This window comes from Blastocatellia bacterium, from assembly GCA_016713405.1.
In the GTDB taxonomy this organism is placed as follows: Bacteria; Acidobacteriota; Blastocatellia; order Chloracidobacteriales; family JADJPF01; genus JADJPF01.
In genome coordinates this window covers 588,763-614,022 of sequence record JADJPF010000001.1, presented here as the reverse complement: position 1 = coordinate 614,022, position 25,260 = coordinate 588,763, and the positions used below count along the sequence as shown (strand labels likewise).

General features: G+C 32.5%; 20 protein-coding genes and 1 pseudogene. 9 read left to right on the top strand and 12 right to left on the bottom strand.

Translation table 11 applies throughout. The features are described from left to right. Nucleotides 1–142: 142 nt before the first annotated feature. From IPK14_02620 to IPK14_02580, 9 genes are all read left to right on the top strand, one after another. Nucleotides 143–1,282 carry a patatin-like phospholipase family protein gene (locus tag IPK14_02620; protein MBK7992329.1) on the top strand — a complete coding sequence of 380 codons (1,140 nt, stop codon included), beginning with the start codon at nucleotides 143–145 and terminating at the stop codon, nucleotides 1,280–1,282. A 36-nt stretch (nucleotides 1,283–1,318) separates the two neighbouring features. Beyond that, a complete protein-coding gene (locus IPK14_02615) occupies nucleotides 1,319–1,663 on the top strand; it encodes a hypothetical protein (protein MBK7992328.1) in 345 nt (114 codons plus the stop codon). A gap of 78 nt (nucleotides 1,664–1,741) precedes the next feature. Next, nucleotides 1,742–2,170 (top strand): DUF1801 domain-containing protein, encoded by a 429-nt coding sequence (locus tag IPK14_02610; GenBank protein ID MBK7992327.1) that lies wholly within the window; start codon nucleotides 1,742–1,744, stop codon nucleotides 2,168–2,170. A 126-nt stretch (nucleotides 2,171–2,296) separates the two neighbouring features. Next, a complete protein-coding gene (locus IPK14_02605) occupies nucleotides 2,297–2,692 on the top strand; it encodes a hypothetical protein (protein ID MBK7992326.1) in 396 nt (131 codons plus the stop codon). A gap of 252 nt (nucleotides 2,693–2,944) precedes the next feature. Beyond that, nucleotides 2,945–3,046, top strand: coding sequence for a hypothetical protein (locus IPK14_02600; GenBank protein MBK7992325.1), 102 nt, complete (start codon nucleotides 2,945–2,947; stop codon nucleotides 3,044–3,046). A gap of 20 nt (nucleotides 3,047–3,066) precedes the next feature. Continuing rightward, nucleotides 3,067–4,224 carry a hypothetical protein gene (locus tag IPK14_02595; GenBank protein ID MBK7992324.1) on the top strand — a complete coding sequence of 386 codons (1,158 nt, stop codon included), beginning with the start codon at nucleotides 3,067–3,069 and terminating at the stop codon, nucleotides 4,222–4,224. Nucleotides 4,225–4,258: 34 nt separating this feature from the next. Next, nucleotides 4,259–7,048 carry an ankyrin repeat domain-containing protein gene (locus tag IPK14_02590; protein ID MBK7992323.1) on the top strand — a complete coding sequence of 930 codons (2,790 nt, stop codon included), beginning with the start codon at nucleotides 4,259–4,261 and terminating at the stop codon, nucleotides 7,046–7,048. 328 nt (nucleotides 7,049–7,376) lie between these two features. Further along, nucleotides 7,377–9,329: a HAMP domain-containing protein gene (locus IPK14_02585; protein ID MBK7992322.1), complete on the top strand. Its 1,953-nt coding sequence runs from the start codon at nucleotides 7,377–7,379 to the stop codon at nucleotides 9,327–9,329. 66 nt (nucleotides 9,330–9,395) lie between these two features. Further along, nucleotides 9,396–9,572 (top strand): hypothetical protein, encoded by a 177-nt coding sequence (locus IPK14_02580; GenBank protein MBK7992321.1) that lies wholly within the window; start codon nucleotides 9,396–9,398, stop codon nucleotides 9,570–9,572. Between the two features lie 268 nt (nucleotides 9,573–9,840). On the opposite strand, the gene IPK14_02575 is transcribed toward IPK14_02580, so the two are convergent. The 12 genes and pseudogenes from IPK14_02575 to tssH form a co-directional block, all read right to left on the bottom strand. Next, entirely contained in the window at nucleotides 9,841–12,219 is a 2,379-nt protein-coding gene (locus tag IPK14_02575; GenBank protein ID MBK7992320.1) for a caspase family protein, read from the bottom strand. Nucleotides 12,220–12,284: 65 nt separating this feature from the next. Next, nucleotides 12,285–13,271, bottom strand: coding sequence for a hypothetical protein (locus IPK14_02570; GenBank protein ID MBK7992319.1), 987 nt, complete (start codon nucleotides 13,269–13,271; stop codon nucleotides 12,285–12,287). A 44-nt stretch (nucleotides 13,272–13,315) separates the two neighbouring features. Further along, nucleotides 13,316–15,541, bottom strand: a complete 2,226-nt coding sequence (locus tag IPK14_02565) for an HYR domain-containing protein (GenBank protein MBK7992318.1) — start codon at nucleotides 15,539–15,541, stop codon at nucleotides 13,316–13,318. A gap of 274 nt (nucleotides 15,542–15,815) precedes the next feature. After that, a complete protein-coding gene (locus IPK14_02560; GenBank protein ID MBK7992317.1) occupies nucleotides 15,816–16,760 on the bottom strand; it encodes a hypothetical protein in 945 nt (314 codons plus the stop codon). 85 nt (nucleotides 16,761–16,845) lie between these two features. Further along, nucleotides 16,846–17,478: a hypothetical protein gene (locus IPK14_02555; GenBank protein ID MBK7992316.1), complete on the bottom strand. Its 633-nt coding sequence runs from the start codon at nucleotides 17,476–17,478 to the stop codon at nucleotides 16,846–16,848. Continuing rightward, on the bottom strand, nucleotides 17,475–17,906 hold the full coding sequence (locus IPK14_02550; GenBank protein MBK7992315.1) for a hypothetical protein: 432 nt from the start codon (nucleotides 17,904–17,906) through the stop codon (nucleotides 17,475–17,477). The genes IPK14_02555 and IPK14_02550 overlap by 4 nt, the downstream gene beginning before the upstream one ends. 27 nt (nucleotides 17,907–17,933) lie before the next feature. Continuing rightward, entirely contained in the window at nucleotides 17,934–18,191 is a 258-nt protein-coding gene (locus IPK14_02545; protein ID MBK7992314.1) for a PAAR domain-containing protein, read from the bottom strand. 92 nt (nucleotides 18,192–18,283) lie between these two features. Further along, nucleotides 18,284–18,835 carry an SMI1/KNR4 family protein gene (locus tag IPK14_02540; protein ID MBK7992313.1) on the bottom strand — a complete coding sequence of 184 codons (552 nt, stop codon included), beginning with the start codon at nucleotides 18,833–18,835 and terminating at the stop codon, nucleotides 18,284–18,286. A gap of 46 nt (nucleotides 18,836–18,881) precedes the next feature. Beyond that, nucleotides 18,882–19,415, bottom strand: a complete 534-nt coding sequence (locus tag IPK14_02535; protein MBK7992312.1) for a DUF4123 domain-containing protein — start codon at nucleotides 19,413–19,415, stop codon at nucleotides 18,882–18,884. Nucleotides 19,416–19,423: 8 nt separating this feature from the next. Next, complete coding sequence (locus IPK14_02530; GenBank protein ID MBK7992311.1) at nucleotides 19,424–21,502, bottom strand: type VI secretion system tip protein VgrG; 2,079 nt, start codon at nucleotides 21,500–21,502, stop codon at nucleotides 19,424–19,426. Between the two features lie 25 nt (nucleotides 21,503–21,527). Next, the gene (locus IPK14_02525; protein MBK7992310.1) at nucleotides 21,528–22,547 is read right to left on the bottom strand and encodes a hypothetical protein; all 1,020 of its coding nucleotides are present in this window, start codon (nucleotides 22,545–22,547) and stop codon (nucleotides 21,528–21,530) included. A gap of 32 nt (nucleotides 22,548–22,579) precedes the next feature. After that, nucleotides 22,580–25,233, bottom strand: a pseudogene (gene tssH, locus IPK14_02520) (type VI secretion system ATPase TssH). Nucleotides 25,234–25,260: the final 27 nt, after the last annotated feature.

Below are 25,260 nucleotides of genomic sequence, written 5' to 3'. Positions count from 1 at the left end.
ATTCCGTAGGTATTAAGCTTTGCGTTAAAATTAGTTTGTTGCTTTTAAGTTCAAGGGTAACAAACTAATTATTTATCTCTAAAGCTTGCCCCAATAAATTACAAAATACCATTAAACTATACATATAAATTAGTTAGGAGTAATGATGCAAGATACTTATGATATTGTTTTGGAAGGTGGCGGGGCAAAAGGTATTGTTTTTGTTGGAGCATTTCAAGAAATTGAAGCTAGAAAATTAAATATTCGTCGTTATGTTGGAACATCTGCTGGTAGTATTACTGCTGTTTTATTAGCGGCTGGATATAATGCCCAAGAACTTTTTGAAGCTGTAAATGAAAAATTTATAGATCCAAAAACAGGGCTAGAAAAACCAATCTTTCTTTCTTTTTTAGATACCCCAGAAAAAACAGACTTTTCTGAAAATGACATTAACACTAGCTTACTTTGTTTATTGCTGTCAGAAATAGATATTCCATTATTGCCTAAAATAGTTGAAAACCGCATTCATCAGTCTGTAACTTATGAGTTGATGAAGTTATCTGGATACCGAGAAATTTTTTCTTTACTAGAAAAAGGTGGGTTATATTCAGGTAAGAAATTTATAGAATGGTTAGCAAAAAAGCTAACAGCTAAAAACCCAAGTTGGGCAACTGCTACTTTATCAGAATTTTATAAATCTACAGGAAAAGATCTTTCTGTTGTTGCTTCAGATATTACTGCTAACGAAATGTTAGTGTTAAATCATAGAACTGCGCCTGATTGTCCTGTTGTTTATGCGGTGAGAATGTCCATTAGCTTACCTTTTGTTTGGCAAGAAGTAATATGGCAAAAAAGTTGGGGTTTATATCAGGGAAGAGATTTAACAGGAAATGCTATTGTTGATGGAGGTGTGCTTTCAAATTTTCCTATTAGTTTAATTGTTGATACTGGGCATGAAAATATAATGGGAGATTTTAAGGCTAATGAAGCAGGTACTTTAGGGCTATTAATTGATGAAAAAATAGCTGTTAGTAATGCTGGTCAAACAAGCCCAATTGAGATTTCTAATCAAGGTGCTAGCCGATTAGCAAATATCAAAGTCTTACAACGAATCAGCAATTTAGTGGACACTTTAACTAGTGCAAGTGACAAGGCAGAAATTAAAGCCCATGAAAAATTGATTTGCCACTTGCCTGCTAAAGGTTATGGAACAACAGAATTTAATATGAGCAAAGAGAGAATGCAGGCATTAATTAATGGTGGCCGTCAGGCTATGAAAGAATATCTTGATGCTTTAGCGTAAGACAGAATCTTTGTAGTTAATTATTGGAGTAAGTAAATGACACAATCTAGGATTGAAGTTTTTCAAGAATTATTAAAAACACAGCCTGATGATGTAATGATCTGGTATGGATTAGCTAGTGAATATACTAAATTATCTGATTGGACTGCGGCAACTGATGCACTAGAAAAAGTAATTAAGCTTAACTCTAGCTATACAGCAGCTTATCAAATGCTAGGTTCAGCACTAATAAATCAAGGAAAGCTAGTTGAAGCACGAGATATTTGGCAAAAAGGAATTGAAGTAGCTAATCAAACAGGAGCATGGAAGGCTAAACAACATATGGAAGGATTGTTAGCAAATGCCAATAGCCAAATAAACAGTGGTTTTTGCTCTAGTTAAGGTAGAAATATTGACTAAAGTAAAATATAGGGATATTATAGCCAAATTCTAACCAATAAACAAAATATAAGAGGAATTATGGCTGAATTAAAAACTAAACCAACAGATATAAATGTCTTAGACTTTTTAAGTAAGGTTACAGATCCAGAAAGACATAAAGATTGTCTTACTATTCTTGGTTTAATGAAAGAAGCTAGCGGAGTAGAACCAGTAATGTGGGGAGATAGTATTGTTGGATTTGGACGTTATCGTTATCTTTACAAAACAGGTAATGGAGGAGAATGGCCTATAATAGGTTTTTCTCCTAGAAAAAATGATTTAACTCTTTATCTAGTGCCTGGAATGTATGGTTTTGAAGCTATTGCTGACTTAATGAAAAAATTAGGTAAATATAAGACTGGAAGATCCTGTTTATATATAAAAAAGCTAGCTAACATAGATCTTGATGTATTAAAAGAACTTATCTATAAATCTGTAGAAGCAATGGCTGATAAGCGAGTAGATTAAATCATACGTAGGGTTGAAACCCTACGCTACAACTATGCCGCCCCGTTGGGGCTTTAAGAGATAAAATATCAGATTACTGAGTTTACAATGTATTTACTTTTGCAACATAAATAATGTTTGCAACATATGTGGAATAAAAAATCAATCTTTATTCTTTTAGTGACTATAGCATTTGCTTGGGCATTTGCTTGGATTTTCCTTACACCATTTTGTGGACTAATTTTTCATTGTGGCTGTACTTGGTTATGGGCAGGGGCAGCAGAAAAGTGTATTGGAGCAATGGATATGGTCTGCATACAACATACTTGTCCTTGGTGTGATGATGGTAAACTTGGGATGATGATTCCACTGGCAATAATTTTATTTAGCCAAGCTTTAGCAATTTTTTTATTTTGGTGGAAATATAATTCAAGTTTACTTTTAAAACTTATTTTCCAAATACTTATTGGAATAGTTACTTTTATACTTTCTGGTTACTTTGAAGCAGTAATTCATGGTTGGATTAAAAATTATCCTAGATAAACTAGTTAATGTTCTCAAAAATACACTAAACTATTGGCAAAAGTTAATTTTTAACCAAACTGGAGTTTTATTTTTGTGGGTAAATTGTTAGACGATTTCTACGAAAAATTACGTAAAGTGGTTAGTCCAGGGGATGAAGTAGTAGAAGTTAAGGTAGAAAGCTTAAAACCAATAGTTAAACCTCAAGAAAAACCCGCCTCATACCCTCCAAAATTAGTTGAGGGGGAGGATTTTTATTGGGAAGGTCGCTATATGGTATTAACTGATAAATATTTGCTTAAACGTGGTTATTGTTGTGAATCGGGGTGTCGTCATTGCCCTTATGGATTTAATAAAAAACATAAGCAATCTTAAAATCTTAAGTTCTATCACTTATGCAATATCAACTTTTAATACTATCAATTAAAGACAAACGAACAGAATATTTTGTTAAAAAGCATTTAGTAGAAAAACTTGTATTTAACCAAACAGATGCTCAAACAATACTAAATAATCTACCAAGTGTTATTTTTCAATCAGAAGATAAAAAGAAAATAGATGTTATTGCCAATGAGCTAATAGCATTAAGTGTGGAAATACAAATAAACTCGCCATCAACAAAATTTTGCTCCCAACATATAGAACAAGTTATTTCTTCAAGTTGTGTTAAGTGTGGCGATACTACTTGTAATCGTTGCCAGCAAGAAAATAAAAATCTTTGCACTAAATGCTTTCTTAAACAACAAAATAAACGCCGTTGGACTCGTTACCGGCAAATAGCTGCTTTTGGTATTTTACTAGTAGTTCTGTTAGTATCAGCTAGGATTTATTACACTGATCATCGGAAACTGGATTGGGATCGCACTTATAATGTTGCATTAGTAGAAGTAGTTTATGATTCTAAAAAAGATAAAACACGAGCATTATCTATATCAGGTAGAGATTTACTACAACATAGCTTAGAAAAATGGTTTGAATCAGAAGCAAAAAGAGTTTATAACAGTAATATTAAACCCTTTCGTTTTAAGTTACTTGGGCCAGTTTTTAGCCAAGAATTAGCTCCTGAACTCCCTTTAACAGACGATAATATTTGGACAAAATATAAACAAACTTCTACTTTTATTAACTACTTTAATAATCAGTTACTTGAAACTGGCTCTAACCCTGATGATTATGACATTAAACTTTATCTTTATATTTACCCTGCTGATAAAAGAGAAGATTATGAAAAACAACATTCTGTAGGAACAACTAGAGGGCGTTTTGGAGTAGTTTTTTTGCCTGTTGGTAAACAATCAACAGGTCGCACATTATGTTTAATTGCACATGAAATTTTGCATACTGTTGGAGCAAGTGATAAATATGATGAAAATCATTTTACCCTGTTTCCTGATGGCTATTTTGAGCCAACAAAACGCTATCCTCAAGAATTTGCTGAAATTATGTCTTTAGCTTTTCCTCTATCTCCAGGCAAAGAAAAAGATGCTGAAAACTTAGATTTAAGCCGAGTTGGAGAAAAAACTGCAATTGAAATTGGTTGGAAACAACCTTAATTTTAATTACCCTTTCAAACCCACATTAAAAAATATGTCCAAGTTAGCAAATCTTGTAGGAGAAACCTTAGATCAAAAATACCAAATTGATCATCAATTGGGTCAAGGTGGAATGGGCGCAGTCTATAAAGCAACTCATTTAGGAACAGAACGACCTGTAGCATTAAAAGTTATAATGCCAGAGTTTATGCAAGAAAAACGTTTTATTGAACGTTTTAAGTTAGAAGCAAAAGCAGCAGGACGGCTCCGACATCCTAATGTAGTTAATGTTACTGATTTTGGTTTTGCTCAAGTAAATTTAGAACAAATTGCTTACCTTGTAATGGAATATCTTAATGGTTTTACATTAGGAGATATGTTAAGAAAACAAAAAAAATTATCTCTAAATGTAACTATTGATATATTAGAACAAACTTGTCTAGCTGTTAGTGAAGCCCATAAATTAGGAATTGTTCACCGAGACTTAAAACCTGATAATATTTGGTTAGAACCAAATGGACGTGGGGGCTATAATGTAAAAGTGTTAGATTTTGGTCTAGCACAAATACATGACTTAGTAGTTAAACCACAACAATTAATAGTTTCTTTAGGTAATGAGACAACTAATTCCATACCTACAATAGATTTAGAAGCAAAAACACAAGCTGCAAATAAGTCTCATAAATCTTTAGAAGCAAATACATTTATAAAAGAGGAAACTCAATCTCAGGCAGTAAATCAAGCTAACTTATTAGAAATAAATACAATAGTAAATAAAGAAGAAGCAGTAACTCTTATTAATTTAAATCCAAATACTAATAAAGCTAAAACTACAAGTCCACTTGCTTTAGAAATGGAAAAAATTACTCAAATTGGGGCAATTGTTGGAACACCACTTTATATGTCTCCAGAACAATGCCAAGGAGAAACACTAGATTTTCGTACTGATATATATAGCTTAGGAATAGTTGTTTATCAAATGCTAGCAGGTAAAACTCCATTTCAGGGAAACTTAAATCAATTATTAGTTCAACATATCCAAAACCAACCACCTCTATTAACCAAAAAAGATCACAATATTCCATCAAGCATTGCCAAAATTATTATGAGTGCTTTGGATAAAGATCCTGTTAAACGCCCAGTTAGTGCTATTGCTTTTGCTGCTGAGTTAAAAGCAAGTAGTGAAGGAGAATTACCAATACTACGCGAAGCCTTATCACTATATCGCAGAAATTTTAATACCTTTTTTAAGACTTCTCTTTTTGTTTATCTACCTTATTTAGTATTTTATTTTCTACTTATTGCAGTAGCAAAATCATTGCCAAGTGATTTTAGTTATTTAATTTATTTATTAAACAATAGTTATTGGTTAATAGCTATTTTAATATTATTATTTGCTAATGCTACTAGCTTAGGCATATTTGCCCTAGTAGTTAAAGAAGTACAAAAATTTCCTCAAAAACCTATTTTTTTATTACCTTTTTTAAGAATTTATTTTTCCAATTTTACAAAAATTATTACTACCGCTTTACTTGCTAATGTCCAGCTTTTATTTAATTACGCTCTATGTGTGCCAGTAATCTTACTAGAACAAAAATCTAGTAAAGAAGCTTTAGCAAGATCAAGTTTTTTAGTTAACTTCTTAAAACCAACCTTAACTGCACTAGAAATACGTAGTCTGTTTTTATCTATTTTTTCACTTCTAATAGCTCCTATTTCCTTTGTATTCATAAATTTAATATTTTTTATTATTAATGAAGAAAAATCTAAATTATTACTAGAAAAAGGATCTTTAGCTGCATTTATTTTTATTCCAAGCGGATTTATATTACTTCCAGCAATATTACTAATACTTGTTTATCCTGTTGTTGCCATTGCATTTGTTTTGTTTTATTTCAAAACTAGGATAATTTTAGGAGAAAATCCAAATCAAGAAACACAATTAGATCAAGCTAATAACTTAGAGCTTAATACTAGGAATTACGCAAGGGAAAAACGTTCTTCTTTATTAGTTTTAATTTTAATCCTTACCTTCATAAGTTGGTTATCGGTTAAAAATATTGCTTTGACATTAGCAACAACAGGAGGATTTACTAGCGTAGTAGAAGCATTAATTTTAGTTGGAGCTAATGCCAATGCTAAAATAAGCACTTCTCTTTTTGACTTTGATGGAGAGTTTACAACAACCCCATTAATTCATGCTGTTTCTAATGCCAAGCAACAAAAAGAGTTAGTAGCAACGCTTCTAAAAAATGGTGCTAATGTCAATACAGCTAATGATTATGGCTGGACTCCGATAATGGAAGCGGTAATAAAAGATGATTTTGAAACATTACAAGTATTAATAAGTCATGGTGCTGATGTTAATGTTACAACTAATCAAGGTTGGACACCGTTAATGTGGGCAATTAAACAAAGTAATTTAGCTATAGTTAAATATTTACTTAATAATAATGCTGATGCAAATATGTTAACTGAGAATGGAAAAACAGCGTTACATATTAGTATTGAAACAGGAAATGCTTATATAACAAAAAAACTTTTAGATCACTGTGATCAAGTTAATATTACTGATGATCAAGGAAATACCGCTTTAAGTTTAGCAGCACAAGGAGGTGATAGTTATATTGTTAAGTTGTTGATTAAAAAAAATGCTTTTATTGATCACCAAAATAAAGTTGGACAAACGCCTTTAATTCTTGCTGCTATTAACAGCCAAAAAGAAGCTATTAAAGAATTACTTGAAGCAAATGCAAAGCTTGAAACTAAAGATAATTATGATAAGATTGCTTTAGATTATGCAAAAGACCAAGAAATTATCAACTTATTAACTAATCCAGAATAATAAATCTACTTGCCTGTAAGCTACATTTTTATTTTCCACAATTTTTAATCTAATTAAATATATTTGTTTTTTGTTTAAAAAGTATTATTTACTACAAACTAATTCCAATATTTTTTTTATATTAAATCAGCTAATATTTTAACAATCAAAATTAAAATTATTTACTCTATATTATTGATATTACTATAAATAGTATTTATCCTTAGACGAATTTTCTTCTTTATTTAACCTTATTAATATTTTATTTATTTAACTTAAAACTCGTAAAATATTTAGTATTTTATGAGTTTTAAACAGGCTTTTTTAAGTCCTTAAAAACATTTACTATATGCAAAATATATCTATAAAAACCAAATTACTTCTTTGGGCAATGCTATCAATAACACTGTTATTTACTTTATGGCTTGCTACTTATTGGATGACTATCAATAATAAAAACAATAACTTACAAATTGCTAAAGAGTTAGAAATATCCCAAGAAATCAACAACACATTAAAACTTGCTCAAAAATTAAATGCTCCTGGTAATGATGTTTTAGCTACCTGGGATTACAAAATAGAAAAAAATAATCTAGAAAATTACACATCTGAATTTAACCAGGAAACAAACAAATTAATAACAATGATAAGTAATGATAAAGAAATGTTGGACTCATATGCTAAAGCAGAACTGGAATTAAAAGATATGTTAGAACAAGCCAGCAAAATTTTTGAACAAGTAAAAAACAAAGAAATAGCTGAAAAAACAGGTGATAATAAGAGTGCAATTCAAGCTGCCCAACAAGCAAGTAAAGAAATGGCGTTTATGGATCAAGCTTTTTCACGTTTAACAAAAAACCTTTATGTCTTAGAAGTCAATCAACGAAGCAAAATTAAAAATGTTATGGCTAAAACATTACAATTTAATGATTATATTGTAAAAACTTCTTTGGTATTCTTTCTATTTAATTTTTTTATTAGTTTAGTAATAGCTATTTTATTAATTCGTAATATTACTTTACCTATTCAACAACTAGTTAACCTGGTAAATAATATATCTAAAGGTAGTTTAGAGAGCATTACATTAAATAATCGTAACGATGAAATAGGCAAATTAGCCTTTGCTATAAATAATATGGTATTTTACCTAAAAGAAACGGCAGGCATTACAGATTCTATAGCTAATGGTGTTTTAACCCTAGTAGTTAAGCCTAGATCAGAACAAGATATTTTTGGTCATTCGCTTAAGAAAATGGTGATTTCCTTACAAACTATTGTAAAAAAAGTACATGGCAGTTCTCAACAAGTTAAAAGTATTAATAACACAATAAACTTAGTTAAGGCTGGAAAACAGCTTGAAATTGATAGCGAAAGCCTAGCAGGTGATGTAGAAAATACTGCAACAGTAGTAGAAGAACTTTCCAAAAATGTTCAGGCTGTTGCAAAGAATGTAGAATCACAAGCCGCTAGTGTGACACAAACACATCAATCTATAGAGCAAATGGCTAAGCAAATAAATAACATCACAACAAACACAAAAAATTTAATTGATGTTTCCTTAAATGCCCAACAAATAGTAAAAAATGGTCAAATAGCTGGAGAAAAAGCATCTAAAGGTATACAGGAAATTGATATTTCTATTAATAAAACTGCCTACACACTTACAAAACTTGGTGAACAAGCAATAGCTATTGAGAAAATTATTGAAGTAATAAATGGTATTTCTGATCAAACAAATTTACTAGCCTTAAATGCAGCTATTGAAGCAGCAAGGGCTGGTTCTTATGGTCTTAGTTTTAGTGTAGTTGCTCAAGAAGTCCGCAAACTTTCAGAACGTTCATTTCAATCTGCTAGTGACATTACAAAATTAGTTATTGATATTCAAAAAGATGTAAACCAAGTAATTAAAAATATGGAAAACTCAACCACTTTAGTAAAAGAAGGCTCTAAACAATTTATTAGCGTGGTAGAAGCTTTTAATCATATTGATAATGTAGTTAGCAATGTAGTTAATACTATACAAGAAATTGACAATGTAATTTTAGAATATGCTGTTGGAGCTAATCAAATTTCACAAGCAACAGAAGCCTTAATGTTTACTACTCAAGAAATACAAGCAGCCACACAAGAACAAGCCATTTCAACAAATGAAATTGTCAGAACTATTGAGCGCATTAACTTTACAGCTAAACGTAATGCTAAACTTTCCGAACATCTTTCTACTAGCGGTCAAAAAATGCTATCTCAATTACAAGAACTAGAGTTTACTATTAGTGCTTTTAAGTTTGATAAAACAATCTAATAACGTAAGCGTTCAGAGGGGTAAGTTATCTTTGAAAAAACAGAATAGCATGTTAATAAAGCAGAGATGAACCAAGAGGTGCAAAAAATACCAAAAATAACAGAAGAGGAATGGGCAAGAACGCCAGAGAGCGTAAAGCAGGTATTGGGATATTTGACCAATGAATTGGAAAAATTAAAGAAACGTGTAACGGATTTGGAAGAAGAAAACCGATATTTGAAAGAGCAAATAGCAAAAAGGTAGCTCTACAATTAATCTGGGCCGAGGTAAAAGATTGAAAAAGTAGAGGTTCATACTGATAATCAAAATTGAGAGAAAAAAGAAAGGATTATCAGTATGAATATAACACGACCAAATTATCATTAAAAACTTCTTCTCTTTCTTCCTAGTTACCATGTTTTTGTAGATTTTGGGTTCCATAGGTTCACGCTTGCCTCAAAAAAAGCGTCCTCAAAAATCTGTCTACTAACCAGATTTCAACTGTCAAGCTCAGGATAGATTCAAATCGCAATTATTGGCGATTTGCTGTGGCTGCACGTTTTAATTTATTTAATTCTGCCTCAAAATTACTACGTTCTTCAGCACTTAATTGATTACCATAACTTTGAATAAATTTTTCCAAATGTTCAGAGGCTTTTTTAAATTTTTGTTTGCTATTATAAGCTGAATAAAGTGTATAGTGAGCATCTGGAAAATCTTTAAGATCTACTATATTTTCACTAAGTTTAAGTGCTTTTTCTGCTTCATTAATAGCAGTCGTTGGATCAGCTTTAAGTAAGTAATTTTGTGCGCTAAGGTCATATAATAAAGCCAAACGATGTTTATCATTACTTGCTTGAGCATATTTCATTGCTTGTTCAATATGATTACGAGCGCGTGCTAAGAGTTCTGTTTGGTTAGTAATTGTTTCATCTCTTTCTACAAAACGATTTATCGTTTTAGCTAAAATATGATGTGCTTCTGCCATTACTGATTGATTAACGTATCGGCCTCCACCAAAAATTATATGAGAGATAGAAAGTTTTTTTATTCCTCTTAAAGCAGAAACTTGTTTTTTAGAAACTTCCTCAAACAGATTTAATGCCGTTTCAGCTTCTTTTATAGCTTCTTTTTGTTTTAAGTTACTGTTTTGATAAGTTAACACATCAGCTAAGATTAGGTGTGCTGGAGGTGATAGAGGATTTATCAAAATAGCACGGCGCAATTGACGTTCTGCTCCAATTATATCTCGTCGCCACAAAAGTATGTCACCTAAAACAACTCGTGCATAATCAAAATTAGGATGGTTTTTAATTATTTTTTGAAGGTCGTTGGTAATTTCGTTGACATTATAACTAGCATTAAATTTTGCTTCAGCTAAAAGTACACGTGTTTCAAAATCTGAAGGTCTTATTGACAAAGCACTAGAAAAGCTATTTACAGCCGCTTCAAAGCGTTTAAGAGATTGTTCTGTACGCCCACGATAAACTAAAGCATCAACATAAGCACCATTATTGCTTTTTACTGCTTGGTTGAGTAATTTTAGAGCTTCCTCAAATTTTTGCTGATTAAAGGATTCAACACCTTTTAAGAAAAGCTCTTTAGCCTCTTTATTAGGTTGTTTATCTTCTTGTAAATAAACATTTAGCTGTCTTTTAGTAGGTTGCACAATTGCTTCCTCATCACTTTCAGAAAATGAAAGATTTACTTCAATAAGTTTTGAATGACCAGCTAAAACGGTCTCTGATAGTTTTTGTTTTAATTCATTCTTAGAGAAAGTAATTAACCGTTCTCCTGTTTGTACTTTTACAGTCTTTTCTCCATTATCAGAAATTTTACCTAATGATACACCATCTATGGCAACTTCTACACCATCGATATCAGGTGTACGAATTACTAAAGTTCCATAATTGCTATTATTAGTTGAGTTAGTATCAGCATAATTAACTACTGAAAGAGGCAAATAATTAGCCTCTATTGAGGTTGTGTTATAGTGAGGATGTTGTTTTTGGTCTGTTAAGCGTGGTACTTCTTCACGTAAATATTTTACTAATTCATTAAATGTTACTACTCCATTTTGGTCTTCATCTGCATTACCACGAAGAGCTTCTAAAAAACTATAAGTAAATGCGCCATGTCCTAACTCATCTAATTCATAGGATTGTTCTAATTGATCTGAAGCAGAAATAAAACCAATACCACTACTAACACGTTGCATTTCTTCTAAATAACGAATATTAGCCCTTAGTGAACTAGAAGATGGATCGCGTCCAGCCATTTGAACTCCAGCACTATGACAAGTATCAGAAAGCACTAGTCCTTTTCGAGCAGACACTTTACTAACTGCATTGCGGAATTCTTCCATTTTTAGTGCTGTATTTGGCATATCTCGCAAATCTGTATCATAGAGAACAAAATAAGGTACATCTATTGTGCGGTTATCAATTCGTTGAGGAATCAAAGCTCCATGAACAGCAATATAAACAACAAAATAATCATCTGTTTTAGCATCTTTAATGAGGCTTAATGCCTTTTCTACATTAGCTTTAGTTCCTTGTTCATCCTTGAGCAGAATCATTTTCCCACCTTCGCTTATATCACGAAAGTTTCCGCCTTCATCGCTACGTAAAAAGTCATAAATGGCTTGAGCATCATCAGCAGCATTTTTTAGATTAGAGATTTGATAACCATCTAGATTTTTATCACCATTTTTATAATGCGAGATACCAATTATTATTGCCCATAGATTTACTTCTTTACCTGCTTTTACCTCAGCACTTGTTGCACCAACTTTGACATTAATTCCTCTAGTGCGTTTTTCTTGACCGCTAACATTAATAGTTAAAGTTATTACAAGTATAAAAAAGAAGATAAAGAAGAAGTACTGATATATTTTATTAAGTTTTAGCATAATCTTTTACCTTCTTATAAATAAAATAAAAACAGTGACAATTTTAGTTGTCACTGTTTTTATTGTTATCTAGGTGTAATGATAGGTGGTTGTGCTACTACATTAGGTCTTACATCATTACCAGATTGACTAATTACAATACCTGTCACAGTACCTGCTGCTATTGCTGCTGTGGTGACTAAAATTTTATTTCGTGTTGACCAGAAGCCAACTTTGAAAACAGATATTTCACCAGTCCAAGAGTAATTTGTATCTTTTACTGTAGCTGTAATGGATGTAGTACCAGATGTATTGCCTGCCGTAAAGTTAATAGAAGCTATACCTTGGCTATTTGTAGTAGCAATAGCATTAGTAGCACCAAATTTTCCTAACTGGCTGCCTAAAGTAAAAATAATTGGTAAGTCAGGTACAGGACGGTCATTTTCATCTGTAACTTGAATTTGAATTTGGCGTGTACTACGAGCTTTTACACTCAGTGTTGCTCCTACTTCAACCGGTCTAACAATATACTGCCGGCTATTTTGAAAAATGACATCTCCTAATACTTCTAACTGACCATTACAATTAGAAGCACGAAAACTAGATCCAGCATTAGCAGTAAAAATTAAACCTCCAGATTCTACATAAGCCTGTGATTTATCATTAAGTTTTACACTTAATGAGCCTCCAACTAAATCAGCAATCAATATAGATTTTTCTACCCCATTACCTTCAACTACTTTACTAACAGCAAAATAAACAGAAGTGTTTTGGCCTAATATAACTTTTCCTGAGCTATTAATAAAAAGTGTTGCAGTAGCATCGCTTCCTGTTTGTAAGTAATCACCAGAATTAAAAAAACTCTTTTGATTAACTATTTGTCCATTAATAGATATTTTGCCAAAAGCCTCTATAGTACCTATATTTCCTAGCAAATAACTTTTTTGAAAGCGGTTTGGCAAATATTTATTTACCTCTTCTTTATCTGTAGCATAAATAGGAGATGGGATAATGGTTATTAACAGTGAGATAATTAGAAACAAAACCATTAAAGTTAGTTTATTTTTTATCATACTAGCTCCTTTCCATCAGTTAATTTAATTAGCTCATCACTACATTAGTAATTAGGTATTACAAGATTAATTACTGGCAAAATAATTTTATTTTCACTAGAGTTAACTAATGGGTTAGCTAAAGTTATACTGGTCAAACCATTAGATTGAGTTGTAGCACTGGTGCTGCTATCAAAAACCGTAACTTGTACTTTGCTATATTCTGGATGGTCATTAGCTCCAGTAAATTTTTGTTCTACAGTAAAACTTTGACCTCGTAAAAGACGATTTTCTTGTAAAGCTTGTATTAGGTTAACAGTAATAGCTTGATCAACAGCTTGACCATTAGCATTGAAAAACTGGAAAGTTGCTCGATTAACATCAAGATTTGAGTCATAAACAGAAAATTCAACTGTAAAGACATTTCCATTACGAGAAAATGAAACTCTAGGAGTGCGTCTAGTATCTACAGGATCAATAAGTTTTACTTCTGTTGAAACTTTCCCAATTAAAGGAATTTCAATTGGATTTTTAGCTTCTTGTGTAATGGTAAAACGTGAAATAAGTGCTTGTGGTAAAACTTCTCTAGCACTTAAGTTTTCTGTTGAGTTACTAACAGGTGGAATTAAAGGTTGAAACAAAATAAAAAATGTTCTTTTTTCTTTTGCTCCCAACAATATATTACTTCCCATATTTATTCTTTGCCCACTGCGATCTGGACGGTCAGCTTGAACAAGAAAAAGACTTTGGTCATCAGGGTTAATAATTCTTTGGCTATCAACATCATCTCCAAAACGTAACATTGAAGCAAAGATCATTGGTGCTTGACCACAACCAACATTTTCTAATTCAAACATTCTAAATAATGGTAGGTTCTTAGGTTTACGGCGAGCAGAAGTTGGGCCAAAAATAAGTGGTAAGTTATCATTTTCTACTCTTAACCTTAAAATAGGTATACCAACCACTTCTACATTAAAACTACAAGTAGTTTTATTTCCTGCACGATCTGTTGCAGTAACAGTTACAGGAGTTTTACCAACTGCAAATAATGAACCTGATGGGATGGAATACTCAATTTTTGTATCTGGACAATTATTAACAAGTATTGCAGAAGGATAATCAACTCTAATTGCACAATCTTCTCCAAAGGTATTAACTTTTATATCTTCTGGACAAGCTAGTTGTGGAGGTTGAGAGCTATTAACCCTTATATTAAAACTACAATTTGCAGTTGCTCCTGTTGGGTCAGTAGCAGTAACTGTAACTAAAGTTGTACCTAACGAGAAAAATGTTCCTGAGGCAGGAGAACTAACCACCTTTACACCTTCACAGGAATTATTTACTGTTGGTGTTGGATAATTAACCACCATACCACATTGACCATTAGTAGCTGTAACCAATATATCTGTTGGACAATTAATTTTTAGTGGCTCGCCACTTCCTACGGTAACATTAAAACTACAAGTAGCCGTATTACCAGATCTATCAGTTGCAATAACTTGAACTACTGTTGTGCCTAATGGTAAAAGGGAACCTGATGGTGGTAAATAAGTTATGCTGGTAAATTGTGAATTATCAGTAACTTGTACAGGTGGATAAACTACTGTAGCAAAACAATTTCCCGGTGAAGTATTTACTGTAAAATTAGCTGGACAAATTATTCTAGGTGGTTCTTGGTCAAGAACTATAACTCTAAAAAAACAAGTTGCTCTATTTCCCGAAATATCAAAAGCTGTTAATGAAACTGTTGTAGTACCAATAGGAAAGAGTGAACCTGTTGGAGGATCAAAAACAACCCTATCTATACCACAATTATCAGTAATTCTTGGGCTAGGAAAATTTACTAACGCACTAGCTTGGCCATGAGAATTATTAACAGTAATATCTGTAGGGCAATTGATCCTAGGAGCTTCATTATCAACTACTGTAATAGTAAAGCTACATTGTCCAACTGTTTGCCCTGATAAAGAGGCTGTAACAGTTACAGTTGTTCGCCCTACAGGAAAAAATCCTCCTGAAGGATGAGAAAAAGTTAAAGTTGCGCTTGTAGGACACCCATTAATATTAGGAGGTGGAAAAGTAACATTTGCACCACACATAGTAGGATCTACCACAACACTAATATTTTCTGGACAAGTAAGACATTGAGGTTGTTGTATTATTGCTCCATTAGTGGTTTTTGCAAAGAAAACTAGTAACAGCAACAATAATAAAACTAACCCTATAATAAAATGAATGATGTTTGATGACTTCTGATTAATAGAGTTAGGTAAAAAATTTATTTGCGTCATAGCCCCTCCTTTAAGTACAAGAATGGAACATTATTAAATGACGCAATATCTATGCCTTATAAAGCAGCTAAAAAAATAAATTGCCGGGAATTTTACTTTATTATAAGTGATTATAAACCTACTAAAATAAATAGGTTAGCATAATAGTTAATACAGTAAATCTTGAATTTACTGTATTAAGTTTATAGCCCTAAGTGACAAGGAATTTTAATAAAATAAACTGCGAATAAATTAGCAGTCTACTGAAAAATTTAACAAATTATTTTAAGGAAGATTAGGAAAAAGGAATTTTGTCAGGGCCATAATAATAAATTTGATTGTCATCAAACCAAACGCTATGTATTTGGAGCCAGTTATCAATAAAGTAATGCTCAGTTTTACTATTTTCTATGTCTTGGCCTGAAATTTTTATTAGTTTGTGTTCTAAAGTTTGTCGAGTAAATTCATCAAAATAAACTATTAATAGGTAAATTGACCCATCAGGAGCCGTTAGTATTTCACTAAGTAGAGGAAACTTTGGTGCTAGTCCAAGATCCTCTGTAACTAAAGTTTTACCATCATCATCAAGTTTAACATGCCAAAGATGTAAACCATCTTCTTTTAATGATTGATAATAACCATCATAAACTAAATGTATTTCATCTTTTTTAGTTGCATAAATAGCAATCAAAGATGGAAGACTGCCGGCTACATCTGTTGCTAAAAGAGGACTAGCAAGTATAGAAAATTGATTATTTTCATAACTAGCTAAAATTAATGGTCGAGATAAACTTATTGCTACGGGCGGCACCCAACTAGTTGAAACTAATAAAAGTTTTCCACTTTTAGTTACGGCTGCTTTTATCGCGCCGTTTAGCGGTTGTGGATAGGTGTCTAAGAAGTCATTACCAATTGACCAAAAATGAGCATAATAGCGGGAATAACGATCACTATCTTTATCATTCTTTGATAAGCCCACTACTAAAGCAAAAATCTGATCTTTACTTAATATTAATGTAGGAAAAGCAGGATGAAATATTGTTGGAGCTAAAGCTTGCCATTGAAGTGAAGTTTGAGTTTCTGAGTTAAAACAAACATATTCAATTGTCTGCATTTCTAAAGGGTCTTCAAGAGAATTTTTGCCACATCGTAAAGCGTGTATAGACAAATTATCATCTACTAAACAACAAATTTTAGTTCTAGTTAGTTGTGGATTATAAAATTGTTTATTGCTTGCCATACTATGCAGCTTATTTACTAAGTGCGATAGTTTTTCATAATTATCAGAGTTCATATTTTTCAAGTAGCTAAAAATTTATTAAAAATTATTTTAAGTAATTACTATTTTGTGCTATTTTGCGTTCTACTTCTAAGTATTCTTCCCCGCCATTATTTAATAAGCAAAGCAAATTATTAGGATCATCGCTAGTAGGAAAAGGTATTTTACTACTAAAGATTCTAGCTAAAAGTTGGCTAAGAGCATTGTCTGTTGATTTTGAAGATAAAATAATAGCTTCTTTTTCTAAACCGTCTTTTTCTCCTGACCAACTCTTTAGAACTGCTAAAGCTTGAGCATTTTCAATTTCATTACAAAGTAAAAGTGTTAATCTATCTTTTGACCCATATTTGTTTATTATATCAACTATTTCTTTTGTGTAGTTTCTTAGTCCATCCCAATTACCTATATTAAAAATTTTATCATTTATATCACAAATTTTTTCTTCAATAATTTTAATTTTTATATTCAAAATACGTTCAGTTGTTTCTAAATAAGAAGCTAATAGCTCTTTATAATCAGCAGTTTGCCAATAACTATTATTTACAACTAATAAGTTTAATTCCAATACTTTTTTTGCTGCAATAGAATAAATTATTGGTGATGGTGGGTAGAAGGAAAAATAATTTTTTACCGAAGTAACAGCATTTCTTGCATTACGTTTAATTGAAGTGTTTTTCATTTATTTTCCTTTTTAAGATTTTGCCAAGCTTTAGGATCATAGTTTTGTTTTACCACTTGCCAATTCTGTTCTGTAGTTTGTTGCCAAAAACTATCAATACGATCATTAGGAGCAATTTTTTCATCTTCAAGTAAGCGTTTAAGTAATGGATGATCATCAAAGTTTGGTGCAGTAACAAACATTAATACCACAAATGCAGCAAGTGAGCTTTCGCTAGTTATTCCATAAGTGCGAGCATGATTTATTGCGCCTGCTACTAAAATTTTTAGTTCTTTTTCTGGAATTTGGCAAATTACGCTTAGATTTTCTCCTATTTGTACAGCTATTTGTGGGTGGTTTTCATAAAGATATTCAACTAATTTACGTAAAAATGCTGTTTCTGCTACTGACTGAAATGCTTGTATTTGTTGGTTACGAATTTTTAGCATAATTTTATAGATTTTTAGAAAAAAGTTTTACCCACCAATTATTACTGTTGGACAGCCTGTTGAAATTACTCCTGCGTGCGAAGTAGTGCTAGTAATTCGTGCTGCTGGTTGAAAGCCTATTTGTACAGTAAATGAGCCTGTTATTATAGTTGCACTACAATTAAGTGAATCTGTAACCCTAGCAGCAGGCATATAACCAACAATCACTGTTGGCATACCCGTAATAATTGCAGCCGTGCCTGTTATTGGACAAATTTCAGAATCACCAATACGTGCAGATAACATAAATTTTTCCTTATTTTAATAGCAATTTAATGTATTATCCAAAATATACTTGTTTATATAAATATATTTTATTATTTATATAATATTTTACTTTAATTTTCCAGCCCATATTCATCATTAACTATATACTCGCCTTCTTCTAGAGCATTTGCAAATTCTTTTAACCAATCTTTTAAACTTTTAGCAACAACTGTTCTTGCTCCATCATCATGCCACATTTCTATTATCTGACCTATATTACCTTCTTCTGCTGGGTCTAAATCTATACAATGATGATCTCCACCTCCATTATGCGTAATTGGTATCCATTTAAGGTTATACCAATCTGGTTTTACAGGGCCTTCTGGCTCTCCCTCATTTCCTTCAAAATCCCCACCTTCTACTAATTCTTTCCATATTGTCCATTGCGATTTTATTTCTTCTAAAGATAAGAAATCTCTTCCTTCTATAAACCCAATCATTTTACTTGGATATTGTCCATTATGAATTTTATATGATTTTTTTACTTCTTCAGGGAATTTAACACCTAAATATCTTTCAGTTTCAGCAATTTCTTCATCTGTTGCTCCTGGTTGTAAGCTATCAAGAACATGCTTTGCGTTATTTTCTAACCATTCCTCTATCTTTTTCCAAACTTTCTTCATTTTATTCTCCAGTGTTATTTATAAACATAAAGTCAATATTTTGAGTTTATACTAAAGAAATCTTATCTTCTTGTAAGTTTGAATTACTCAAAGAAAAACAACTAGCTATTTCTTTATTTTCTGTTTCTATTATAAAGTTTTCAATTTTACCAAAAAAATTTGTTAATTCTTTGGTTGTGCAAGTTGGGAGAAATTTAGCTAATACCCTAGGGTCATAAAAACGAAAATATAACACTTTACCTTCTTCATTGCGCACTCTTATAAATTTACATAAATGGTTGAGTAAAGCAGAGTTTTCCATTTTAGTTAAAACAAAAATACCCCAATGTTTTCCCCAACCTTCTAATAAAAGCCATTCTGCAAATGTTGAATCAGCAGTTAATTTTACTAAATATGGTGCTACTTCAGCCATATCATCTTCTAACTCACCAGCAAAAAGACATTCACATTCTACTTGATGTTCATCTAATTTTTCTAAAAGATTGGGAATTGATGCACCATCAAGAACAGCATAAGCTTGTATATCTTCGTTAGAAAATAGTTTTTGAGCTAATTCATTTAACATGTTTTCTGTTAGCATAATTAATCCTAAATTTCGACAAAAGGCACACCATCAATAGCAGCTTTTTTCATTGCTAAAGCTCCTGGGCTATAACTACTAACTTTTCTGGCTCGTTTTGGCAATGGTAATTCTGCCATTTCTCCAGCTATTGCAGTATCTGCCTCTTTTGGTTTCTTTGGTGTTGTTGGTTTAGCATCCATTGCAGGAATTGCCATTCCACCACTATTTATATAAACCATTGTACCATTAATATAAATACCACTACTATCTATAGTAATAAAACCTCCATCTCCTACTAAACTAATACTTCCACTTTTAAGCGCGATATATGTTCCTGATTTAATGTCTATTTCATTACCTGCTTCTAAAAAGATATTTTCTCCAGCTTTTTGGCAAATATCCCCACCAGCACTGCGAGAAAATGAGCCTCCTTCTTTCTCATTATGGTTATTTTTGATTGTAAGGTGTTTATCATTACCAATAGATTCTAATTGATCCCCGCCAACAATTAGATGGCTACTGCTGCCAACAGTCTCAAATAAATCATTTTTTATTCGGATATCTTTATTTCTTTGTGCATGAATAAAAATTTGCTCCTGTCCTTTTTTATCTTCAAACCGTACTTCATTAAAACCTTCTCCACCTTTTGAAGAATAGCTTTTAGTGGTGCTTTTAGTTTTCTCTGCTGGAAGTTCATAAGGTGGCATAGAACTACCATTATAAACACGTCCTGTAATAATTGGACGATCTGGATCACCTTCTAAAAAATCTACTATTACTTCTTGTCCTATTCTAGGTAAAAATATTGCTCCCCAACGTTTTCCAGCCCAATTTTGTGAGACACGTACCCAACAAGAACTATTTTCATTATATTTTCCTTCACGATCCCAATGAAATTGAACTTTTACTCTACCATAATTATCAACGTGAATTTCTTCCCCTTTTGGCCCTACTACTATTGCTGTTTGAGAACCATAAATTATAGGTGTAGGTGTTACTCTAGGAGGTCGATAGGATGAAGGATAAGGTATGGCTTGGAAATGGTTTCTATAATCAAAACTTTCTATAGCATTAGCTTCTGAGCTACGATAATTGCTACCTTGGTCTGCAATATGATGTATTGATGTAAGAATATAATCATTATTAAGATCTTTTCGGTAATGCTCTACTAGCTTAAAACGAGAACCTGAAAAAAACCCTTTACTAGTGCTTGAACCAATAGCAACAATTCGAGCAGCATCTTCTTCTTCCATGCGAATGTTAACGCGCTCTTCGCCTTCACTTTTTTTATAATATTTACCAGGGTAGTCATAAATCTCAAATTTTCTCTCATCCTTACCAATTATATTAGCTGTAAGGTCTAATGCAGGTTGTTTAAAGTCAAAATCATTTATTTCATATTGGCCTGGACGAATTTCTTGTCTAATACTCCATTCAGTAATAACTTCTTCTGCTCGACGTTCACCGCTAGATAGTTCATATCTAATAGTAGGCTGATTTTTACATACCTTAAATTCATTGTAATGGTCAGCTAAAACTAAAGTATGTTTTTTTGCTTCATGCTCAAAAAAATAAAAAATCCCTTCTTCCTCCATCAGCCGAGAAATAAAATTAAAGTCTGTTTCTCGGTATTGAACACAATATTCTCTAGCTTCAAACTTACGATGAAGCCGCAACTTAAAATCAGCATATTCATTATGTGAAATCCTTTTTATATGCTCATCTAAAATTTGCTGGATAATATCAGGGACAGTCATATTTTGAAAAATTCGACAATTGCTAGTTCGTGTTAGCATCCAAACCCAAGGAACTAATGTAGCGTGGTAGTAAGCAAAAGTTGAAGATGAGCCACCTTGAGAAAATGAACTAATTAATCCATTTATATATTGTTCTGTTTTATTATCAGCCAAAATAATTTTAATAGTCGCTTGTTTACCAACAATAGAATCAAATGTAATAGCACGGTCTTCTGAATGCAGCCTTAAATCAAAATGAAACATTCTTGAAATAGCTTCTTGTCCAGTAAAACCTTGCAATAAAAGAACATCTTCTCCTAAAGGTGTAAATAACTGGAATTTTCGGTTTTGCTGTTTGTATTCTCCCAAAGGTCGTTCCCTTTCTTTTACTAAATTAACTGCTTTGATAAAGTGCTATATGCAACTGTTTAATAACAGGTATAAAGCGTCTTATCAAGGTTTCTAAATCTCTTAGTTTTAAGATTGTTCCTGGATCATTAACTAATTCTCTTAAAATCTCTGTTGCTTCTGATTGAGATAAAAAATAACCTTCTTCTCCCATTCTAGCAGCAAGATATTCAGAATATTCTGATATAGCTATTTCTTTTACTTCATCATAATCAACCCAGGGCATTAACGCGCCAGCAGGTGGAAATAAAGATAGAATAATCTTAGTCACATTATAAGACACAACCATATAAAAAAGTTTTTCCAAAGCATCAATAGTTTTTAGGACTATAACAATAGTATTAGAAACAATATGTTCTACAGCACCTAAAGTTTTATTTGGTGGTAGTGTTCGCCTTTTTAATAACCGAGCAATAAAATAGGCTACATCTTCCCTACTACATTTTAGAGGTAAATGATTTATTGCAAAGCCTGCATCAGTTGATGATGGAATTGGCATAAAAAGCTTGTGATAACGATAACGACACGTGTTTAAGATTTGCAATAATGCTGGTGCAAGATAAAGTGAGCGTTCTAATGTGTCACGATTACGACTATAAAATAATGCTATCTTTGCTGGACTTAAGCCTAATGTAATATACCAGGGAACAAATATACTTTGTAAAATTTCCCTTTCGTCTTGTGCTAAGACGATTTGGCTATTTTCTTGGTTAATTGGCAAGCTAGCACTGGGCCAATGCTCTTCAAGAAATTTCTGTGCTGATAAAGAATGTAATATATCTCCAGTAGTAAAGAATACTTCTTGAGGAGAAGCATAAACTAATAGATTATCGCCTGGCCAAATTGACCCAGGCGATAATTCTACTAAACCATAATTGCTTGTTACTAAAGTTGGTTGGGCAGTAGGCAAAAAATTTGCTACCATTTCTGCCGCCTGCTTACCCATTGATATTAGGCGAGGATTATTTTCATATCCTAAAGGGTGAGGAAAAACTTTATTATTCATTTCTACCTCACTATCATATTAGTTTTCACTAGCTAAATAATTTCATAAATGAAATTACTGTCTGTTCCTACTTTAACCATCACTTGGGACACAGCTTGTTTTGCTGCCATTCGAGATAAAAATTCTCCTGCAATTTCTGGAAGTAAGGTTCCTGTCAAAATATGATCAACATTACGTGCGCCGCTTTCTACTTCTTTACAACGACTAGCTATTTCATTAATAACAGACTCATCATAACTAAAACTAGCATTATGGTTTTCTCTCATTTGTTTAGCTATCCTGCCTAGTTGTAGTTTGATAATTAATTTCATCACTTGATCAGAGATAGGAAAATAAGGAATAACGATCATACGTCCTAGTAAAGCAGGTTTGAAGGCTTTTATCAGTTCTGGTCTTAGAGTTTCAACTAATTTATCAGGTAATGGTGTAGTATCAGGATCAGCACATAACTTCATAATTATGTCTGTACCTACATTAGAAGTAAGCAAAATTACAGTATTCTTAAAGTCAATTTCTCGACCTTCTGCATCTTCTAATATTCCTTTATCAAAGACTTGATAAAAGAGTTCCATTACATCTGGATGAGCTTTCTCAACCTCATCTAAAAGAATTACAGAATAAGGTTTACGTCTTACGGCTTCTGTTAAAACGCCTCCTTCTCCATAACCAACATATCCAGGAGGCGAACCTTTTAAGGAAGATACAGTATAAGCCTCTTGGTATTCGCTCATATTAATAGAGATAAGATTACGTTCTCCACCATATAGTAATTCTGCTAATGCTAAACCTGTTTCAGTTTTACCTACACCACTAGGGCCAACTAAAAGAAAAACTCCAATAGGACGGCGTGGATCTGTAAGAGTAGCCCGCGAAGTGCGAATACGACGGCTGATAGCCTCTAGTGCATGTGATTGACCAATGATACGTTGTTCTAATCTTTCTTTCATTGTGAGAATTAAATTAATCTCATCTGTAAGCATTTTGCCAATAGGAATACCTGTCCAACCAGAAATAACTTCTGCTACTGCTTGAGCATCTACACACGCTTGCATTAATGGGGTTTCGCCTTGAATGTTGGCTAGTTCTTGATTTAACTTTGTCAATTGGTTTTGTAATTTATCTAAAGGTTCTTTTGGCTCGTTATCTTTGGCTTGCGTTGTAGCTTGATTTTCTAACTCTAATCTTATTGTACGAATTTGATTAATTAGCCTAAGCTCTGTCTCCCATTGAGCTTTTAACTGTATTAACCGAGTTTCAAGATTAGATTGTTCTTCAGAGATTTTACTAATACGTTTTTGATGATTTGTACCTGTTAAAGTTTCTCGTTTTAAGCTGTCTAATTCTGTATTGAGTTGATCTAGCTTGTGTTGTGTGGCTTCTACTGAGGATGGAATAGCTACTTGGCTAATTGCTACACGGGCGCAAGCTGTATCAAGTACGCTAACACATTTATCAGGCAATTGACGACCAGTAATATAGCGATGTGAAAGTTTTACAGCACCAATAACAGCTTCATCCAAAATACGTACATTATGATGATTTTGTAATTTAATAACTAAACCTCTCATCATAGCAATAGCTTGTTCTTCGTTTGGTTCTTCAATTTTAACAACTTGAAAGCGTCTAGCTAATGCAGCATCTTTTCAAAATACTTTTTATACTCCGCCCAAGTAGTAGCAGCAATTGTTCTTAACTCTCCACGAGCTAAAGCTGGTTTAAGCAAATTAGCAGCATCGCTTTGACCTGCTTGTCCACCTGCTCCAATCATTGTGTGAGCTTCATCAATAAATAAAATTATTGGCTGTGGCGAAGATTTTACTTCTTCAATTACTGATTTTAAGCGGTTTTCAAATTCGCCTTTAATCCCTGCACCAGCTTGTAATAAACCAAGATCAAGTGTACGAATAGCAACATTTTTTAGTGGTGCTGGAACTTCACCTTGAACAACACGAAGCGCGAAACCTTCTACTACTGCCGTTTTACCTACTCCTGCTTCCCCTGTAAGAATTGGATTATTTTGGCGGCGACGAATTAGAATATCTATAATTTGTCGTACTTCAAAATCCCGTCCTAGAACAGGGTCAATATCTCCCTTACGCGCTCGTTCTGTTAGGTCAATAGTAAATTGATCTAATGCACGAGTTTTTCCTGCAAGATTTACTGCTCCGCTAGATGCTGCTTCTGAAGCAGATTTGCCAAAAGATTTAATTTCTTCTATTGATCCTGCGACAATTTCTATAAATCTTTTTTTCAAAGTATCTGGAACAATTAATTCAAATTCTTTAGAAATTTCACGAGCAATTTTTAGCAAGCGTTCATCTGTAAGCATTGCTAATAAAATATGACCAGATCTAATTTGTACTTCACCAAAATCAATTGAAGCAATCAACCAAGCATTTTCTAATAATCTTGGTATATTAGAAGACAATGCTGGATTACGGTTATTACCAGTCTTTAAGCTTTCTAGTGCAGCAGTTAAATCCCGATTAAGCCGTGAGATATTAATCTCAAAATGTTGGATAATTCGTAAAAAATCTGTATTTTGAAGTTCTAAAAGTTTTATCAAAAAATGCTCTAAATCAACATCAAAATTAGTTTTTGACAAACATAGTCCTGCTGCTGTTTCTAAAGCATTTCGACAAGTATTATTTAGTTTCTCAATTAGTGACTTAAGGCTAGTATTCATAACCACCACCTTTCCAGACTACATTAG

Bases quoted from the DNA above. Each gene is read 5' to 3' on its own strand.
- IPK14_02610 (MBK7992327.1), top strand. From the start codon at position 1,742: ATGGCTGAATTAAAAACTAAACCAACAGATATAAATGTCTTAGACTTT.
- IPK14_02585 (MBK7992322.1), top strand. From the start codon at position 7,377: ATGCAAAATATATCTATAAAAACCAAATTACTTCTTTGGGCAATGCTA.
- IPK14_02600 (MBK7992325.1), top strand. From the start codon at position 2,945: ATGGTATTAACTGATAAATATTTGCTTAAACGTGGTTATTGTTGTGAA.
- IPK14_02620 (MBK7992329.1), top strand. From the start codon at position 143: ATGATGCAAGATACTTATGATATTGTTTTGGAAGGTGGCGGGGCAAAA.
- IPK14_02560 (MBK7992317.1), bottom strand. From the start codon at position 16,760: ATGGCAAGCAATAAACAATTTTATAATCCACAACTAACTAGAACTAAA.
- IPK14_02615 (MBK7992328.1), top strand. From the start codon at position 1,319: ATGACACAATCTAGGATTGAAGTTTTTCAAGAATTATTAAAAACACAG.
- IPK14_02550 (MBK7992315.1), bottom strand. From the start codon at position 17,906: ATGCTAAAAATTCGTAACCAACAAATACAAGCATTTCAGTCAGTAGCA.
- IPK14_02570 (MBK7992319.1), bottom strand. From the start codon at position 13,271: ATGATAAAAAATAAACTAACTTTAATGGTTTTGTTTCTAATTATCTCA.
- IPK14_02540 (MBK7992313.1), bottom strand. From the start codon at position 18,835: ATGAAGAAAGTTTGGAAAAAGATAGAGGAATGGTTAGAAAATAACGCA.
- IPK14_02545 (MBK7992314.1), bottom strand. From the start codon at position 18,191: ATGTTATCTGCACGTATTGGTGATTCTGAAATTTGTCCAATAACAGGC.
- IPK14_02595 (MBK7992324.1), top strand. From the start codon at position 3,067: ATGCAATATCAACTTTTAATACTATCAATTAAAGACAAACGAACAGAA.
- IPK14_02535 (MBK7992312.1), bottom strand. From the start codon at position 19,415: ATGCTAACAGAAAACATGTTAAATGAATTAGCTCAAAAACTATTTTCT.
- IPK14_02565 (MBK7992318.1), bottom strand. From the start codon at position 15,541: ATGACGCAAATAAATTTTTTACCTAACTCTATTAATCAGAAGTCATCA.
- IPK14_02525 (MBK7992310.1), bottom strand. From the start codon at position 22,547: ATGAATAATAAAGTTTTTCCTCACCCTTTAGGATATGAAAATAATCCT.
- IPK14_02605 (MBK7992326.1), top strand. From the start codon at position 2,297: ATGTGGAATAAAAAATCAATCTTTATTCTTTTAGTGACTATAGCATTT.
- IPK14_02575 (MBK7992320.1), bottom strand. From the start codon at position 12,219: ATGCTAAAACTTAATAAAATATATCAGTACTTCTTCTTTATCTTCTTT.
- IPK14_02580 (MBK7992321.1), top strand. From the start codon at position 9,396: ATGAACCAAGAGGTGCAAAAAATACCAAAAATAACAGAAGAGGAATGG.
- IPK14_02590 (MBK7992323.1), top strand. From the start codon at position 4,259: ATGTCCAAGTTAGCAAATCTTGTAGGAGAAACCTTAGATCAAAAATAC.
- IPK14_02555 (MBK7992316.1), bottom strand. From the start codon at position 17,478: ATGAAAAACACTTCAATTAAACGTAATGCAAGAAATGCTGTTACTTCG.